Below are 17,125 nucleotides of genomic sequence, written 5' to 3'. Positions count from 1 at the left end.
GCTCCGCGACAACGCAGTAGGAAGGAGGCAGGCCGGTGTCAGCACGCGCCATCGGCGTCAACACGTGGGTGTGGACGTCACCGCTGAGGGACGCGGACCTGCCTCCCCTGCTGCGGAAGATCGCCGACCTCGGGTTCGACGCCGTCGAGCTCCCCCTCGAGACCATCGGTGACCTGACGGCTCCCGCCGTCGTGGACGCCCTCGAGGGGACGGGTCTGACGCCCTTCGTCGTCGGCGCCATGGCGCCCGGGCGGGACCTCGTGGACGCGCCCGACGACGTCGTCCGCCGCACCCAGGAGTACCTCGCCGCGTGCATCGACCTCGCGGGTGCCATCGGCGCCACCCGCGTGTGCGGTCCGTTCTATTCCTCCACCGGCCGGCTGTGGCGGATGGACGACGGCGAGCGCCACCGGGCCTACGCGGACCTGCGCGGCGCCCTCGAGCCCCTCGCCGACCGAGCGGTGGCCGCCGGCGTCGTGCTCGGTATCGAACCCCTGAACCGGTACGAGACCTCGCTCGTCAACACCGTGGAGCAGGCCCTCGACGCACTCGGCCCGCTCCTGGGTCGGGGCGTGGGGCTGGCGCTGGACACCTATCACCTGAACATCGAGGAGCGCTCGTCGGCCGAAGCCATCCGGGCCGCTGGTGAGCACCTGGTGCACCTGCAGGTGTGCGGGAACGACCGCGGGGCGCCGGGCGGCGACCAGACCGACTGGCCGGGGATCTTCCCCGCCCTCGACGACGTCGGGTACGACGGCGCCCTGGTGATCGAGAGCTTCACGGCACACAACGCGAGCATCGCCACGGCTGCCGCGATCTGGCGCCCCCTCGCGCCGAGCCAGGACGAGCTCGCCCGGAGCGGGCTCGCCTTCCTCCGCGCAACACGCCCCAGTACGTCATCCGGTGCCCCGGTCACGGATTCTGTCAAGACACCAACAGCTTTTGATTGACCCTCGGCAGAAGTGGTCGTACCGTGACTGAACCAGTTAAGTTCGGACGCCACACGCAGCTCCATCCGCGCCCAGCCGCCCGCCTCGTCGCGAGCCCCGGACCTGCCACCTCGGTGTTACTCAAAGGAGAGATCAACCGTGAAACCATCTCTTAAGGCCCTGTCCACCCTCGCCGTCCTCGGTCTCGGAATGACCGGCCTCGCCGCCTGCGGTTCCGGATCGGGGGACGCCTCCTCTGGAGAGACGCTGACCTACTGGGCCTCGAACCAGGGCACCACGGTCGAGGACGACCGCGTGGTGCTCGAGGAGTCCCTGGCCCGGTTCACCGAGGAGACCGGCATCGAGGTGGAACTCGAGGTCATCCCCTGGACGGACCTCTACAACCGCATCCTCACCGCCGTGAGCAGCGGCGAGGGCCCCGACGTGCTCAACATCGGTAACACCTGGGCGACGACGCTGCAGGAGACCGGCGCGTTCCTGCCCTTCGAGGGTGAGGCGCTGGAGGCCGTCGGTGGCCAGGACCGCTTCATCCAGAGCAGCTGGTCGACGGGCGGCGCCGAGGGGGAGACACCCACCTCCATTCCTCTCTACGGGCTCAGCTACTCGCTCTACTACAACACCGAGATGTTCGCCGCAGCGGGGATCGAGGCTCCCCCGGAGACCTGGGACGAATTCGTGGAGGCCGCGAAGAAGCTCACCATCGACACCGACGGTGACGGCGAGATCGACCAGTGGGGCGTCTCCCTGGCCGGCAGTTCGATCTCCAACAACGCCCACCAGGCCTTCGTCCGCGGACTGCAGCAGGGCGGGTCGCTCTTCGACGAGAACGGCGAGCCCACGTTCGCGAGCGACGAGCAGGTGGCCGGCGTCAAGCAGTGGATCGACCTCATGGCGACCGACAAGGTGGTCTCGCCGTCGAACGCGGAGTTCACCGGTGGCAGCCAGATGGTGGAGGACTTCGCGGCCGGCAACGCCGCCATGTTCTTCGACCAGGCCCCGGCCAAGACGCTGAACGCCCGTGGCTTCGAGAACTTCGCCGCCGCCCCGGTGCCGCTGACCAACCCGGACGCCACGGGCGACGAGGCGACCATGAGCCACGTCGCCGGTATCAACCTGAGCGTGTTCGCCGAGACGGACAACGAGGAGGGTGCACTGCAGCTCGCGGCACACCTCACGAGCGACGAGGAGCAGGTCTACCTCAACAAGGCCTTCACGGCCCTGCCCGTGCTGACCGCCGCCTACGAGGACGAGGCGTTCCAGTCCGAGGAGATCACGCTCAAGCAGAGCATCCTCGAGAACAACGCCAAGCCCATGCCGCTGATCAGCCAGGAGGGCCAGATGGAGACCCTCGTGGGTACCGCGATGAAGAACCTCTTCGCGCAGGCCGCCACCGGGACCGTGACCGAAGCGGACATCCGGCAGGCCCTCGAGGACGCCAACAGCCAGATGGCAGCCGCCCAGTAACTCCCCGTCACCAGCAGGTGCCCGGCCTCCGGGCACCTGCTGGACGACCGACCCGCGCAGTACGAGGAGCACCCATGTCACAACTGGTCGACAAGCCACCGGCCGCCGGCAGCGGCCCCGAGATCCCCCCGCGCCCGGCCCCCGCGGTCCGCCGCAAACGGAAGTCCCCGTTCGCCTACATCCTGATCGCTCCGGCCGTGATCATGGAGCTCCTGATCCACATCGTCCCGATGATCCTGGGCGTGTACATCGCCTTCCTCGGGCTGAGCCAGCTCAACATCCGCAACTGGCTGCGGGCCCCCTTCGTGGGTCTCGACAACTTCGTCGCAGGGCTCGATCCGAACGGCCCGATCGGCGGCGAGTTCCTCGCGAGCTTCGGGCGCACCCTCGTGTTCACCGTCGTCGTGCTCGCCATCGTCTGGGCACTCGGCATGATGGCCGCCATCCTGCTGCACGGCTCCTTCCGCGGCAACGGCTTCCTCCGTACCTTCTTCCTCATCCCCTACGCCCTGCCGAGCTACGTGGCCACCATCGCGTGGGCGTTCATGTTCAGCCAGCGCGACGGCGCCATCAACAAGATCCTCGTGGACGACCTCGGGCTCCTCGCCGAGCGGCCGTTCTGGCTGCTCGGCGGCAACGCCTTCTGGGTCACGGTGATCGTCACGGCGTGGCAGATGTGGCCCTTCGCCTTCCTCATGCTCCTCGCGGCCCTCCAGAACATCCCGAAGGACGTCTACGAGGCCGCGGCGATCGACGGCGCTCCCCTGTGGAAGCAGTTCACCCTCATCACGCTGCCCATGATCCGGCCCGCCAACGGGGTCCTGCTGCTCGTCATGAGCCTGTGGATCTTCAACCAGTTCAACGTCCCGTTCGTCCTGTTCGGCGCGGCCCCGCCGGAGTCCGCCCGCCTCATCTCGCCGCTGATCTACCAGCACTCGTTCTCCAACTGGAACTTCGGCCTGGGAGGCGCGATGAGCACACTGCTGCTCGTCCTGCTCTTCATCGCCTCGATCGTCTACGTGCGCATGGTCCTCCCGAAGGGAAAAGACATTGATTGAGACACCCGGGTTCCGCTGGTTCCGGCGGATCGGCCTGACCTTCCTGTTCATCCTCGTGGCATTGCCCCTGTACGTGGTGGTGGTCACGAGCTTCAAGCCGCTCGCCGACGTACGCGGCCTGTTCAGGTGGTTCCCGTCCACCGTCACGCTCGAGCCCTACGTGGAGATCTGGCAGACCGTCCCGCTGGCGCACTACTTCAAGAACAGCCTGATCGTCACCACACTGGCCACCGTGTTCTCGGTGATCATCGCCATCATGGCCGCCTACGCGGTGGCACGCCTGAACTTCCGCGGTCAGCGCTCGTTCAGCCTCGTGATCCTCTCCACGCAGATGTTCCCCGGCATCCTCTTCCTCCTGCCGCTGTTCCTGATCTTCACGCAGATCCAGCGGACGGTGGGCATTCAGCTCAACGGCTCGTACACCGGCCTGGTCATCACCTACCTGACCTTCACGCTGCCGTTCGCCATCTGGATGCTCGCGGGGTACTTCGCGTCGATCCCGCGGGAACTCGAGGAAGCGGCGATGATCGACGGCACCAGCCGCGCGGGAGCCTTCATCCGCGTGGTCATCCCCGTCGCGAAGCCCGGCATCATCGCCGTCGCCGTCTATTCGTTCATCACGGCGTGGGGCGAGGTGCTCTTCGCCTCGGTCCTGACGAACAACGACACCCGGACCCTCGCGATCGGCCTGCAGGCCTACGCCAACCAGACCGATGTGTACTGGAACCAGCTGATGGCGGCCTCCGTGGTCGTCTCGCTTCCCGTGCTCATCGGGTTCATGTTCGTCCAGCGGCACCTCGTCGCAGGCCTGTCCGCCGGCTCGGTCAAGTAGCCCGCCACCATCCCCTTTGGAGCCCACCATGACATCCCCCCTCTCCGGTCAGGTACCGGATGGACCCGCCCCGACACCGCTCGGCGTCGCGATGATCGGCTACGCCTTCATGGGCAAGGCCCATTCGGCCGCCTGGCGCGCCGTGGGCAGCCACTTCGACGTCGCGCCCGTGGCGCGCCGCGTCGTCGTCGGCCGTGACGCCGAGCGCACCGCCGAGGCGGCCGCCCGCTACGGCTGGGAGGGCTTCGCCACGGACTGGCGGGAGGTGATCGCGAGGGACGACGTCGACATCGTGGACATCTGCACGCCGGGGTACCTGCACGCCGAGATCGCGATCGAGGCCCTGCGGGCCGGCAAGCACGTCCTCGTCGAGAAGCCGCTCGCGAACAGCATCGCGGAGAGCACCGAGATGGTCGCCGCCGCCGCCGTGGCCCGCGAGCGCGGTGTGCAGTCGATGGTGGGCTTCAACTACCGGCGCATCCCCGCGCTCGCCCACGCCCGGTCCCTCATCGCAGACGGCCGTCTCGGGCGCGTCCGCCATTTGCGGGTCGCCTACCTGCAGGACTGGCTCACCGACCCGACGTCGCCCATGACGTGGCGGCTGCGCAAGGAGACCGCCGGCTCGGGCGCCCTCGGCGACATCGCCTCCCACGCGCTGGACCAGGTGCAGTTCCTCACCGGGGACGCCATCACCGAGGTCTCAGGCCGCCTGCACACCTTCGTGGAGGAGCGTCCGGGGCCGCACGGGCAGGAGCCCGTGACCGTCGACGACGCCGCCTGGGTCACCGCGAGCCTCTCCGGCGGCGCGGTGGCCTCGGTCGAGGTCTCGCGCGTGGCCACCGGCGTGAAGAACGGTCTTCGGATCGAGGTGTTCGGGGAGCGCGGCGCCCTCCGCTTCGACCTCGAGAACCTCAACGAGCTGTGGTTCATGGACACCGCGGGGCCGGCCACCGAGCAGGGCTTCCGCCGCATCCTCGTCACCGAACCCGAGCATCCGTACCTCGACGCGTGGTGGCCGCAGGGCCACATCATCGGCTGGGAACACACCTTCACGCACCAGCTCCGCGACTTCCTCACCTCCATCCGGTCCGGCGAACCTCCCCAGCCCTCGTTCGAGGCAGGGCTCCAGATCCAGCGCGTCCTCGCCGCCGTCGAGGAGAGCGCGGCGGCCAAGAGCGCCGTCGTCCTCGTCGGTTCCGACACGCACACCCGCTCGTTCCTCAAGGAGAACGCATGACCCGCAGCTTCACCCTGTTCACCGGCCAATGGGCCGACCTCCCCTTCGAGAAGGTCGCGGAACTCGCGGGCCAGTGGGGGTACGACGGCCTCGAGATCGCCGTGTCCGGCGACCATCTGGACGCCTGGCGCTGGGACGACGACGCCTACATCCAGAACCGCCTTGACATCCTGGAGCGCAACGGCCTGAAGGTCTGGGCCATCTCCAACCACCTGAAGGGTCAGGCCGTCTGCGACGACCCGATCGACTTCCGGCACCAAGCCATCGTGGGCCCGAAGGTGTGGGGTGACGGCGACCCCGAGGGCGTCCGGCAGCGCGCCGCCGAGGAAATGAAGCTGACGGCGAGGCTCGCGAAGAAGCTCGGTGTGGACACCGTGGTCGGCTTCACCGGCTCCTCGATCTGGCAGTACGTGGCCATGTTCCCGCCCGTCCCGGCGGCCATGATCGAAGCCGGCTACCAGGACTTCGCCGACCGCTGGAACCCGATCCTCGACGTCTTCGACGAGTGCGGTGTGCGCTTCGCCCACGAGGTGCACCCCTCCGAGATCGCCTACGACTACTGGTCCACGCAGCGCACCCTCGAAGCCATCGGCCACCGCCCCGCGTTCGGCCTCAACTGGGACCCGAGCCACTTCATGTGGCAGCAGATCGACCCGGTGGCGTTCATCTCCGACTTCAAGGACCGGATCTACCACGTGGACTGCAAGGACACGAAGATGCGCATGGGCGGTGGCCGGAACGGCATCATGTCCTCGCACCTGCCCTGGGGCGATCCGCGGCGTGGCTGGGACTTCGTCTCGACCGGCCGCGGTGACGTGCCCTGGGAGGACAGCTTCCGAGCCCTCACCGCCATCGGCTACACCGGGCCCATCTCGGTGGAATGGGAGGACGCCGGTATGGACCGCCTGCAGGGAGCACCCGAGGCGCTGGCGTTCCTGAAGACGTTCGACTTCGCGCCGTCGGAGACGTCCTTCGACGCCGCCTTCAGCCAGGAGGGCTGAGCTCTCCTCGTCCGGGACGCAGACCCGGGGGTACTGCTCCTTTGGGGGGGTGCAGTACCCCCGGGTCGGCCCATCCGCCGCGGCGGACCGGACCGGGGTGTGATCTCCGTCGAATTCGTAACCTTGTAGAAATGCGGCGGGAGTAGCCTTGGACCATGCGTGAACTCCAGGCACAGATCATCGAGGACATGGGCGTCAAGCCCACCATCGACCCCGCGGCCGAGGTGCGCCGCCGGGTCGGCTTCCTGAAGGACTACGTCAGGTCCACAGGCACACGCGGGTTCGTCCTGGGCATCAGTGGCGGGCTCGATTCCACCCTTGCGGGCAAGCTCGCCCAGCTCGCCGTCGACGAGCTCCGCTCGGAGGGGCTCGACGCCGACTTCATCGCTCTCCGGCTGCCGTACCGCGTACAGAAGGACGAGGAGGACGCCCAGGCGGCACTCGCCTTCATCCAGCCGCGTACCTCGAAGGTGTTCAACATCGAGCGTGCCGTGGACGGCTTCGAGCAGCAGTTCGTGGACACCACGGGCGAGGAGATCTCCGACTTCACGAAGGGCAACACCAAGGCCCGCGCACGCATGGTGGCCCAGTACGCGGTGGCGGGTCAGCACAACCTGCTGGTCGTCGGTACGGACCACGGCGCGGAGTCGGTCACCGGGTTCTTCACCAAGTTCGGCGACGGCGGAGCGGACATCCTGCCCCTGTTCGGCCTCAACAAGCGCCAGAACCGTGCACTGCTGGAGGAGCTCGGCGCCCCGGCCGCCCTCTACGACAAGATCCCCACTGCCGACCTGCTCGACGATTCCCCGGGCCAGGCGGACGAGCACGAGCTGGGCCTGACCTACGAGCAGATCGACGACTACCTCGAGGGCCGCGAGGTGGAGGCCGACGCCGCGAAGGCGATCGAGCACCGCTACTACATCACGCGGCACAAGCGCACCGTACCCGTGACCGTCTTCGACACCTGGTGGCGGGAGTAAACAGCGCCGTTGGTAACGTAGGGCGGGTGAAGATCGCCACGTGGAACGTCAACTCCCTCCGAGCCCGAGCCGACCGCGTCGAGGCCTGGCTCAACCGGTCCGACGTCGACGTCCTGGCCATCCAGGAAACGAAGTGCAAGGACGAGAACTTCCCCTGGGACCTGTTCGAGAACGCCGGCTTCGAGGTGGCGCACTTCGGCCTCAGCCAGTGGAACGGCGTTGCGATCGCCTCACGGGTAGGGCTCGACGACGTGACGCGCACCTTCCCGGACCAGCCCACCTTCGGCAAGCCAGGCACCGAGGCGGTGCAGGAGGCCCGGGCCATCGGCGCTACCTGCGGCGGTGTCCGCGTGTGGAGCCTGTACATCCCGAACGGCCGGGCCCTCGACGACCCCCACATGCCCTACAAGATCGACTGGCTGGACACCCTGCGCGGGCATGCCGAGCGGTGGATCACCGAGGACCCCGAGGCGCAGATCGCCCTCATGGGTGACTGGAACATCGCCCCGCAGGACGACGACGTGTGGGACATCGACCTCTTCGTCAACGGCGGCTACACGCACGTGAGCCCCGCTGAGCGGGCCGCCTTCCAGGCGTTCCTCGACTCCGGCTTCGCGGACCTCGCCCGGCCCTACACCCCCGGCCCCGGCCTCTACACCTACTGGGACTACAAGCAGCTGCGCTTTCCGAAGAAGGAGGGCATGCGCATCGACTTCGTGCTCGGCTCCCCCGCCCTGGCAAAGCGCGCCACGAACGCCTTCGTGGACCGCGAGGAGCGCAAGGGCAAGGGCGCCTCGGACCACGCGCCGGTCGTGGTGGAACTCAGCGGCCCGTGAGCCCCGTGGGCGGAGGTGGGCCCTTCCCCTACGTGTCCCACCTGCGGGTCTACGAGCCGCTCGATGCCTTCTCGGACGCCCAGCAGCTCGCCATCCTCGAGCAGCGTGACCGGAAGCGCGAGCTGACGGAGCGCCTCGACCACGAGCAGTCCCTGCGCCGCGTCCTCCGCACGCTCTCGGACCCGTTCCCGCACCACGAGCCCGATCTCGTCCGGGTCACGCAGTTCCCCGGAACGAGCGGGACGACGGCGCCCTACTACTGCCCCAACCAGCTCGCTGTCCGGACGACCCTCGCCGCGGAGTCCCTCGACCAGAACCTCCGCGGCCCGCTGATCGACGTGCTGGTACCGGACACGGCGCGCGAGGCACACCAGGCGCGGCTCGATCCCGACACGTTCGCCGACTCCGTGGCCAAGCTGCATACCCGTTCGGCCACCTGGGGCGTCCCCTTCGCCTGGTTCGCGCTGATCCACGAGGACGATCTCACGGAGGTCGTCGAGGACGACGGCCGCGTCCTCACCGTGCGCATCACCGCGCAGATCGGCGACTGCATCGATCGCGGCCGGCGCTCGGTGGCGCAGCTCGCCATCGGGGCACCGGAGATGGACCTGCTCGACGAGCTGACGGACATCGTGGAGTGGCTCGAGCTGTTCCACCGGGACGCGGTGGTGGAGGTGGACTACGGGCCGGTGGCGGATCGCGTGTTCCCCGACGACTCCCCCATGGACGTGCGGCTCGGCATCGAGAGCCTGGCCGAGGCGGACATGCTGAGTGCGGCGGCGTCCTACCGGAGGCTCGCCTCCCGCTGGATCCCGATCCGGCAGCTCGCCCGCGCGTCCTGACCAGGCCCTCTCGCATCTCCTGACGAGCCCGCCAGCCCATCCTGACCGGCTTGCTCGTGCGTCCTGGCGAGGCCGCCAGCCCGTCCTGACCGGCTTGCTCGTGCGTCCTGGCGAGGCCGCGAGCGCGTCCTGACGGGGCCGGGCCGGGCCCGCTCTACTTCGGTACCGGCCCCGTGGTCGACCGCTCGATCAGCGCGTGCGGGCGCGACGGCGGGTAGTCGGGCGGAGCGCTCCGCAGCAGCTCGCCGAGTAGGAGGTCCGCCGCGTACGCGCCCTGCTCCCCGGGATCCTGGCGGATGGTGGTGAGACCCAGGGGTGCCGCGAACTCGTGGTCGTCGATACCGATGACCGAGAGCTCGGACGGTACTGCCACCCCGAGTTCCCGAGCGGCCGTCAGCACACCGAAGGCCATCTCGTCGGAGGAGCAGAAGACCGCCGTCGGCCGGTCGGCGGGGTCGGCCAGGAGATCGAGAGCAGCGGTGCGGGAGGTACCGAAGCGGAAGTCACCGAAGGCCTGCCGCTCCTCACGGACCGTGAGACCGTGCTCGCCCATCACGTCCCGGAACGCCTGCTCGCGGATCCGTGGCACCTCGAAGTCGATGTCGAAGGACCCGCCGCCGCGCATGTGCGCGATGTCCGTGTGGCCGAGCGCGATGAGATGGGAGACGGCGTCGCGGGCGGCCTGGGCGTCGTCGATGCCGACATGGCGCACGCCCTCGACCGCCCCGCCGATCACGATCGTGGGGTAGTCGAGCTGCTGCACCGCCTCCCGCTCCTCGTCGGTGAGATGCATGCACATCACCAGCAGGGCGTCGATGCGCTTGCGCAGGATGGAGCGGTGGAACACGCGGTCGCGGTTGACGCCGTCGCCCCCGAGGCTGAACAGGATGAGGTCGTAGCCCTCAGCGCGCAACCGGCGGTCCACTCCCTCGAGCACGGCCGAGAAGAACCATCGATCGATGACGGGGACCAGCACGCCCATGGCCATGGTGCGGCCGGAGGCGAGCCCGGATGCCGCCGACGACGGCACGTAGCCGAGCTTCCTCGCGGTCGCGGTCACCCGCTCGCGTGTCTGCTCGGCCACGCCCGGCAGCCCGCGCAGGGCGCGGGACACCGTGGCCGTGGACACCCCGAGGGATGCCGCGACGTCGTCGATGCTGGTCATACCCTCAACCCTTCAGGCCTCCGGCGAGCAGGCCCCGGACGAAGTAGCGCTGCAGGCCGAAGAAGACGGCCAGCGGCACGATGATGGACACGAAGGCCCCCGCCGTGAGCCGCTGCCACTCGCCACCGCGTGAGCCCTGGATCTCGGCGAGGCGCTGGGTGATGGGCGCGACGTCGGCGCCTCCGCCCGAGAACACGAGCGCCACCAGGAGGTCGTTCCAGAGCCACAGGAACTGGAAGATGCCGAAGGAGGCCAGCGCCGGTGTGGCCAGGGGGATGATGATGCGCCAGAAGATGGTGCTGTGACCGGCACCGTCCACCCGAGCCGCCTCGATGACCTCGCCGGGGATCTCCGCGATGAAGTTGTGGAGCAGGAAGATGGCCAGCGGCAGGCCGAAGATGGTGTGCGCCACCCAGAGCTGCGCGTACGTGCCGGACGGCAGGAGCTGGAAGTCGCCGATCGTGAGCACCTGCGTGAACAGCTGCAGCAGGGGGATCAGGGCCATCTGGAGGGGCACGATCTGCAGGGCGAAGACGAAGATGAACAGGCCGTCCTTGCCCCGGAACCTCCCCCAGGCGAACATGTAGGCGGCCATGGCCCCGAGCACCAGCGTGAAGATGGTGCCGGGGATGACGATCGCCAGCGAGTTCACGAAGTAGGAGAGCAGGTTGGGCGACTGGCTCCCGCCGGGGCTCAGCACGTCGGCGTAGTTCTCGAGCGTGAACTGGCGGTCGGTGAGGACGTTCCACCACCCGTTGCCCTTGATGTTGTCCTCCGGGCGGAAGGAGGAGATCAGCAGGCCGAACGTGGGCACCGTCCAGATGATCGCGATGATCACGGCGGCAGCGGTCGCGCGGCGCGAGGTGAGGCGCTGCTTCACGCGCTTCTGCATCGTGGGGCGTTCCTGCGGTGTCTCCTCGACGACCTCGGGCAGGAGCGGCTCCTTGTTCTCGAGGGGCACCGTACTCATCGGATCTCCTTCTGCTTGCGGAGCAGCCGCGCATTGTACACGACCACGGGCAGCACCAGGAGGAACAGGACCAGCGCCAGCGCAGCGCCCCTACCGGGCTCACCCGCCCTGAACGCCTGGGTGTACATCTCGTTGGCCACCACGGAGGTCTCGTACTGACCGGCGGTCATGGTCCGGACGATGTCGAAGACCTTGAGCGTGCCGATCGTGATGGTGGTAACCACGACGATCAGCGAGCCACGGATGGTGGGGATGGTGACGTTGCGGAACTGCTGCCACGCGCTGGCGCCGTCGAGCCGTGCCGCTTCGACGATCTCGGTCGGGATGCCCTTGATCGCGGCCGAGAGCACCACCATGGCGAAGCCCGTCTGGATCCAGATCATGACCGCGATGAGGAACAGGGTGTTCTCCGGGGCATCGAGCAGGAACTGCTTGGGCTCCTGGCCGAACCAGACGAGGACCTGGTTGAGCAGTCCGATCTGATCCTGCTCCGGGCCCTTGTACGCGTAGACGAAGCGCCAGATCACGCCGGCTCCCACGAACGAGATGGCCATGGGCATGAACACGAGGGCCTTCAGGGCCTTCTCGCCGCGCGCGCGGTCGATGAACACCGCGTACGCGAGACCGATCGACGACGCCAGGAGGGGCACGAGGACCACCCAGATCACCGTGTTCCGCAGGGTCACGAGAGCCTCGGCCTGCGTGAACATCCATACGAAGTTGTCGAGCCCCACGAAGTCGCCGTTGCGATCCGTGAGGGAGAGGTAGGACGTCTGGAGCGCCGGGAACACGAGCCCGACCGCCAGGAGGATCAGTGCCGGCGCGAGGAACGCCGCCACCTGGATCTTCTCTCTGCCGGACTTCGGCGCACGATCCACCACGAGCATGATCAGTCCGATGATCGCGGCGAAGACCGCGAGCCCGATGACCACCTGAATACCTTTTTCTGCAATGTCTTCCACGGCCGGGCCTCCTGGGGTGCGGGTGTCGAGGGGAAGCAGGTGCGGACGGGTGGCACGCCGACCGGAGTTGGCGTGCCACCCGTCCCGCTACCCGATCAGGAGGAGGGCCAGCTGTCCTCGACGGTCTGCGTGACTTCCTCCGTGGAGGAGCCGTTGATCCAGTTCACGATGCCGCTCCAGAAGGAGTTGGCACCGACGGCGCCGGGCATGAGGTCCGAGCCGTCGAAGCGGAACACCGTATTCGGGTCCTGCAGCAGCTCGATGGACTGACGGTCGAGTTCCGACTGCGCGTTCTCGGGATCCAGGCCCGTGTTGGCACTGATCGCCCCGCCCAGGGCCACGCGGGTGTTGGCGAACTCCGCGCTGGCGAGGTAGGTCTGGAGTGCCTGGACCTCGGGACGGTCGGCGTAGGCTCCGATGAGCTCGCCGCCGCCGGTGATCGCGGTGCCCTGCGAGGCATCGATCGGCGGCGTGATGAAGGCCCACACGTCGCCGTCCTCCGCGACCACGGTCTCCTCGGGCCAGTTGGCGGCCTGGAAGGAGGCCTGATGGTGCATGGCGCAGGAGCCGTCGAGTACGGGCTGACCCGCCTCGGCGAACGCCGTGGAGAGGATGGACCGGACGTCACCGAAACCGCCGTTGACGTAGTCGTCGCTCTTCAGGATCTCGCCCACGCGGTCGAACGAGTCGACGATCCTGGGGTCGTTGAACGGGATCTCGTGCGTGACCCACTGGTCGTAGACCTCGGGGCCGTGCTCACGGAGCACTGCGTCCTCGACCCAGTCGGTCCCGGGCCAGCCGGTCGCCTCACCGGACTCGAAGCCGGCGCACCAGGCCTTCATCTCCTCATCCTCGCCGGCGATCTTCTCGGTGAGCTCCTGCATCTCGTCCCAAGTGGTGGGGACCTCCCAGCCCTTCTCCTCGAAGGTAGCCGGGACGTACCAGACGTAGCCCTTGACGCTCGCGAGCATCGGCGCCGCGTAGAACGTGCCGTCCACGGTGCCGTAGGTCTTCCAGTCCGCGGACCAGTTCTCGTCCACCAGATCGGAGACGGCCTGGGGCGCCGGCTTGAGGTTCGGTGCCTGGTCGGCCAGGAGACCGGGCTGAGGGAAGATCGCGAGGTCGGGTGCGGTGCCGCCCTGGGCACGGACACCGATCTGGGTCTCGAACTCCTTCGAGCCCTCGTAGGCGACCTCGATGCCGGTGCACTCACTGAAGTCGGCCCAGGACTCCTCGAGGCGCTCCGCCTCGAGGTCCACGATCGTGGAGTAGACGCTGACCTCGGCGCCGTCGAAGGTCCCGTAGGACTCGTAGTCGGCGCAGTCTGCGTCGGTTGCGCCGGCGCCGTCGGATCCTTCGGAACCGCACCCGGCGAGGGCGAGGAGGGAAACGCTGAGTGCCGCAACCGGCAGCACAAACTTCCGTGAGCGAATGTTCGCCATTGAAACAGACTCCTTTGTCGTGCGGTACACCGTTCGAGGGTTCATGGCGTCGCTGCCGCCCTACCGGTCGTGTGCCGCCTCACTGATTCGGTTCCGCAACAGTAAGCGCTTACATCCAGCGATCTTGTGGATATCCCGGGATCGATACGGAACCGTGACCCGGCTCACACCTCAGACGACGCGCTCTGCCCTCGACCACCGCACACGGCTTCCGGTCCGGATGCTGATCAGCACGGGCACGCATGTACCCATGACGGCGTCCAGCGCCTCCACCAGCCGCGAGACCTCCGCCGCCACCTCGTAGGGTGGCGTGCCCTTGCGCGGCTGCACCCGCACGCGGAGCCCCGGTACGCCGCGCACGAACCACGTGCTCACGGACGCCCCCACGAGATCCGGCCGCTCCAGCAGCGCTGCCCTGAGGACCTGCTCCGCCGCGGCGGCGGAAATGGTGACCGTGCCGGCAGTGCCCTCAGTGCCCTCAGAGCCGCTGCTGCCGGCAGTGCCGCGCCCCGTAGGGCCGTCCGCCCCGGTCAGGAACACTCCGGCGCGGCCCCTGCCCTGCGCGAGGACCCAGAGGACGAGGAGCACGATCAGCAGCACGAGCCCGGCCGCGAGAGCGATCCACAACCAGGTGTCCGGCTGCCCCGCGGCCGTCGTGTCCACGCGGACGCCCTGCAGGGTCTCCCCCACCCGCGGCGCGGCGTCTCCCCACCACGAGGCGGCACCGGGGAGCACGAGCAGGGCTATCCCTGCCGCTCCGGCGGCCAGGCAGAGGAGCCCGACGACGGCGAGCACGAGCCTGTTCAGCAGACGCGGCGTGGTGTTCACTGGCCGATCACCCCTGACTCGCTGACCTGCACGGAGATGCGTGGCTGCGGGCTGACGGACGCGCGCTCGAGATCGTCGGCGACCGCGAGCCGCACGGCTTCGGCGTCCACCGGGATACCCGAGGTGGGCCTGATCCGTACGGAGACCGAGGACCTCGCGACGGTCACGAGGACCTGCTCCGGCGTGACGCCGGCGGCGAGCCGGGCGCGGCGCGCCAGGGAGGACGCCACCACCTCGGCATCCACGACGACGGCGGCCCGCCCGTCCGGGATGGTGTAGCGCGCCCGTCTGCCGGGCAGCAGGGCCAGCATCAGGAGCAGTGCGCCCAGGACGAGGAGAAGCGCGGACCCCGCCCCGAGCAGCGAGGGGGGCACGCCACCGGGCAGGGCCCCGAGCCAGGCCGCCGCGGCGTCGAGGTCGAGCAGGAACGGTTCGTCCCGCGCTGCCTCGAGGAGCACCTCGAACAGAAGGACGAGGCAGGCGAGCACAAGCAGTGCGGCCGTGACGACGGAGGTAACGGCGCGTGAGGAGTGCAGTTCGCGGCGCACGAGCCGCGCGATGTGCGGCGCCGTCGCGCGGTCGGCGGGCGGGACGCTCACCGGACCCTCGCGCCTCTCGTCACGGTGGTCCCGACCACGCGGATGTCCACGCGGCTCACGTGGGCCCCGGTGAGCTGCTGCACACGCTCGCGGATGGGCGAACGAGCGGCTTCGGCGCGCTCCCGGAGGGGGCCGCCGAAGATTCCGACCACGGCCGGATCCTCCAGCACGCGGGTCAGCGGAGGCACGGACAGGGGCAGCGCGAGCAGGAGGGCGAGCAGACCGCGGTCGTCGGAGAGCGTGACCCGCACCTGTGAGGGCTCGACGCCGAGCACCTCGCCCGCCACGGCCCTGGCCGTGCTGGTGAGGGCCTGGCCCGTGATGCGGTTGTGCCCCGCCGCCGTCCGCGGGCGTGCCGACGGCGCGTCGGCTAGGGAGGGCTCCGCCGTCACGACGACGAGCGTCGGCCGGACAGGGCGTCGAGTACGCCGCGGACGTCGAGCTTGCCCTCCACGACACGCCCCACGACGGCGCCGCAGAGCACCAGGACGAGGGTCAGCAGGAAGCCCCAGAAGCCGAAGATCAGCGCGGCGAAGGCGAGGACCGCCCCGGTCAGCATGCCGAGGGTGGTGGGAGTCATGGTGTCCTCACTCGACGATCGTGACGGGGGTGGCTCCGGTGGGCCGGGCGCTCGGCTCCACCGATCGCTGGGGGAACGACCCGGAGTCCGATCGCGCCCCTGACCTCGAACCCGCGCGTGAGTCGGCGGGTGATTCGGCGCGCGCGTCCGACGTCGTGGGCTGCGGCAAGTGGACGTCGAGCACCTCCACGTTGATCTCGATGACCTCCAGCCCCACGAGATCGGTCAGGGCGTCGTACACCGCCGCGCGGACGGTGTCCGCAAGGACGTTCAGCGGGTACCCGTACTCGGCGATCAGGCTGATGTCCACGGCGAGCTGGGTCTGGCCCACCTCCACCTTCACGCCGTGCGAGAGATCGGAGGCTCCGACGGCGTCACGGATGGCCCCGAGCGCTCTGCCGCTCCCCGCCCCGAGGGTGTACACACCGGGAACGGCTCGTGCGGCGATGGCTGCGATCTTCGCCGCCGCCGGATCGCCGATCACGGTCCTCCCGGCAGGCGCGACGCCGGTCAGCGGCGGCGGTGCACTCGGTTGATCGATCATCGGACGGTCCCCTTTCGCGTGAGCCCAGCCTAAGCCACTGCGCACGCACCGGCGCGGCCTTCTGCGGCCGACGCACCGACGTCCTGCGGCGGGCTACTCATCGACGTCGGGCAGCGGCCTCGGGCGGCCGACGCACCGGTGTCCTCAGGAGTGGGCGCAGTGCTGCGCGAGCCAGTCCTGCACGGGGACCATCGCGTCCCGGAAGGACCGTTCGTCGAACGTACCCGAACCGCGCGGAGGTGCCTCGACGGACTCCGCCATGACCTCGAAGTCGTCCTGCAGGTCGGCAGGCACCTTCCCGCGGAGGTCGAGGATCTGCTGCCGGAGTGCCACGAGCTCCTTCGGATCGCTCTCGGACCGGAGGGTGAGGGGCGCCAGCATCGCGGTGGTCACCCCGCCGGCCACGATCACGCAGTGCGGTGACGCCGTGGCGGGAACGGCATCCGGCCGCGCGCCGCCGTCGGGGCCGGTTCCCGAGGCGTCACCCGCCTGCGGGTCCGGGGTCGGCGCCTGGGGCTCCGTGGGGGGAGACGGGCTGGCCGGCATGGAGAGCATGGTCTCGGTGGGTGCGGACCCACCGGTGCTGCATCCGGTCAGGGCCAACGAGAGGACGCAGAGCCCGACGGCGGGATACAGCAGTCTCACGGGTGCCCTCTCGACTCGGTGAGCGCACGGCACGTGCCCCTGCGTGCTCGGTACGTTCGCGGTGGTGCGTTCTCGGTGCGTTCTCGGATGGTGCGGGTTCTCCAGGCGCGCGGTGCGGCACCAGGGGTACAACGCGCGGAACCCCCACTACTCTCCTCGATGGTTCCCAGAGGCAACAGCAGGAGCGCCG

General features: G+C 69.0%; 19 protein-coding genes. 9 read left to right on the top strand and 10 right to left on the bottom strand.

What is annotated here, in order from left to right; genetic code table 11:
- Nucleotides 1–35: 35 nt before the first annotated feature.
- The 9 genes from AC4D16_RS14100 to AC4D16_RS14060 all read left to right on the top strand — a co-directional run bounded on the left by AC4D16_RS14100 (nt 36) and on the right by AC4D16_RS14060 (nt 9,200).
- Complete coding sequence (locus AC4D16_RS14100; protein WP_490949612.1) at nt 36–950, top strand: sugar phosphate isomerase/epimerase family protein; 915 nt, start codon at nt 36–38, stop codon at nt 948–950.
- Between the two features lie 138 nt (nt 951–1,088).
- The gene (locus tag AC4D16_RS14095; RefSeq protein WP_490949613.1) at nt 1,089–2,414 is read left to right on the top strand and encodes an extracellular solute-binding protein; all 1,326 of its coding nucleotides are present in this window, start codon (nt 1,089–1,091) and stop codon (nt 2,412–2,414) included.
- A 74-nt stretch (nt 2,415–2,488) separates the two neighbouring features.
- Nucleotides 2,489–3,472 carry a carbohydrate ABC transporter permease gene (locus AC4D16_RS14090; protein WP_490949614.1) on the top strand — a complete coding sequence of 328 codons (984 nt, stop codon included), beginning with the start codon at nt 2,489–2,491 and terminating at the stop codon, nt 3,470–3,472.
- Nucleotides 3,465–4,304: a carbohydrate ABC transporter permease gene (locus AC4D16_RS14085; protein ID WP_490955418.1), complete on the top strand. Its 840-nt coding sequence runs from the start codon at nt 3,465–3,467 to the stop codon at nt 4,302–4,304. Before AC4D16_RS14090 ends, AC4D16_RS14085 begins: the two co-directional genes overlap by 8 nt.
- A 28-nt stretch (nt 4,305–4,332) precedes the next feature.
- Nucleotides 4,333–5,541 (top strand): Gfo/Idh/MocA family protein, encoded by a 1,209-nt coding sequence (locus AC4D16_RS14080; RefSeq protein ID WP_490955417.1) that lies wholly within the window; start codon nt 4,333–4,335, stop codon nt 5,539–5,541.
- Nucleotides 5,538–6,542: a sugar phosphate isomerase/epimerase family protein gene (locus AC4D16_RS14075; protein ID WP_490955416.1), complete on the top strand. Its 1,005-nt coding sequence runs from the start codon at nt 5,538–5,540 to the stop codon at nt 6,540–6,542. The genes AC4D16_RS14080 and AC4D16_RS14075 overlap by 4 nt, the downstream gene beginning before the upstream one ends.
- A gap of 155 nt (nt 6,543–6,697) precedes the next feature.
- A complete protein-coding gene (gene nadE / locus AC4D16_RS14070) occupies nt 6,698–7,522 on the top strand; it encodes an NAD(+) synthase (protein ID WP_490949618.1) in 825 nt (274 codons plus the stop codon).
- A 26-nt stretch (nt 7,523–7,548) separates the two neighbouring features.
- Nucleotides 7,549–8,358 (top strand): exodeoxyribonuclease III, encoded by an 810-nt coding sequence (locus tag AC4D16_RS14065; RefSeq protein ID WP_490955415.1) that lies wholly within the window; start codon nt 7,549–7,551, stop codon nt 8,356–8,358.
- Nucleotides 8,355–9,200, top strand: coding sequence for a DUF8083 family protein (locus AC4D16_RS14060; protein WP_490949620.1), 846 nt, complete (start codon nt 8,355–8,357; stop codon nt 9,198–9,200). Before AC4D16_RS14065 ends, AC4D16_RS14060 begins: the two co-directional genes overlap by 4 nt.
- A 154-nt stretch (nt 9,201–9,354) precedes the next feature.
- Here AC4D16_RS14060 and AC4D16_RS14055 read toward each other — a convergent pair whose 3' ends face one another.
- From AC4D16_RS14055 to AC4D16_RS14010, 10 genes are all read right to left on the bottom strand, one after another.
- Nucleotides 9,355–10,365: a LacI family DNA-binding transcriptional regulator gene (locus AC4D16_RS14055; protein ID WP_490949621.1), complete on the bottom strand. Its 1,011-nt coding sequence runs from the start codon at nt 10,363–10,365 to the stop codon at nt 9,355–9,357.
- Between the two features lie 4 nt (nt 10,366–10,369).
- Entirely contained in the window at nt 10,370–11,257 is an 888-nt protein-coding gene (locus tag AC4D16_RS14050) for a carbohydrate ABC transporter permease (RefSeq protein ID WP_490950117.1), read from the bottom strand.
- A gap of 74 nt (nt 11,258–11,331) precedes the next feature.
- Entirely contained in the window at nt 11,332–12,297 is a 966-nt protein-coding gene (locus tag AC4D16_RS14045; RefSeq protein WP_490949622.1) for a carbohydrate ABC transporter permease, read from the bottom strand.
- Between the two features lie 95 nt (nt 12,298–12,392).
- Nucleotides 12,393–13,739, bottom strand: coding sequence for an ABC transporter substrate-binding protein (locus AC4D16_RS14040; protein ID WP_490949623.1), 1,347 nt, complete (start codon nt 13,737–13,739; stop codon nt 12,393–12,395).
- A 171-nt stretch (nt 13,740–13,910) separates the two neighbouring features.
- Nucleotides 13,911–14,567 (bottom strand): hypothetical protein, encoded by a 657-nt coding sequence (locus tag AC4D16_RS14035; RefSeq protein WP_490955414.1) that lies wholly within the window; start codon nt 14,565–14,567, stop codon nt 13,911–13,913.
- Nucleotides 14,564–15,166 (bottom strand): DUF6286 domain-containing protein, encoded by a 603-nt coding sequence (locus tag AC4D16_RS14030; protein WP_490955413.1) that lies wholly within the window; start codon nt 15,164–15,166, stop codon nt 14,564–14,566. The genes AC4D16_RS14035 and AC4D16_RS14030 overlap by 4 nt, the downstream gene beginning before the upstream one ends.
- The gene (locus AC4D16_RS14025) at nt 15,163–15,558 is read right to left on the bottom strand and encodes a hypothetical protein (protein ID WP_490949626.1); all 396 of its coding nucleotides are present in this window, start codon (nt 15,556–15,558) and stop codon (nt 15,163–15,165) included. The genes AC4D16_RS14030 and AC4D16_RS14025 overlap by 4 nt, the downstream gene beginning before the upstream one ends.
- A complete protein-coding gene (locus AC4D16_RS14020; protein ID WP_490949627.1) occupies nt 15,555–15,746 on the bottom strand; it encodes a DUF2273 domain-containing protein in 192 nt (63 codons plus the stop codon). Before AC4D16_RS14020 ends, AC4D16_RS14025 begins: the two co-directional genes overlap by 4 nt.
- A 7-nt stretch (nt 15,747–15,753) precedes the next feature.
- Nucleotides 15,754–16,290, bottom strand: a complete 537-nt coding sequence (locus tag AC4D16_RS14015; protein WP_490955412.1) for an Asp23/Gls24 family envelope stress response protein — start codon at nt 16,288–16,290, stop codon at nt 15,754–15,756.
- 144 nt (nt 16,291–16,434) lie between these two features.
- Nucleotides 16,435–16,935: a hypothetical protein gene (locus AC4D16_RS14010; RefSeq protein WP_490955411.1), complete on the bottom strand. Its 501-nt coding sequence runs from the start codon at nt 16,933–16,935 to the stop codon at nt 16,435–16,437.
- Between the last annotated feature and the right edge of the window lie 190 nt (nt 16,936–17,125).

It is taken from the genome of Arthrobacter sp. TJ-236 (genome assembly GCF_058269235.1).
The sequence above is the reverse complement of the archived record's forward strand: the minus strand, read 5'-3'. Positions and strand labels throughout refer to the sequence as shown.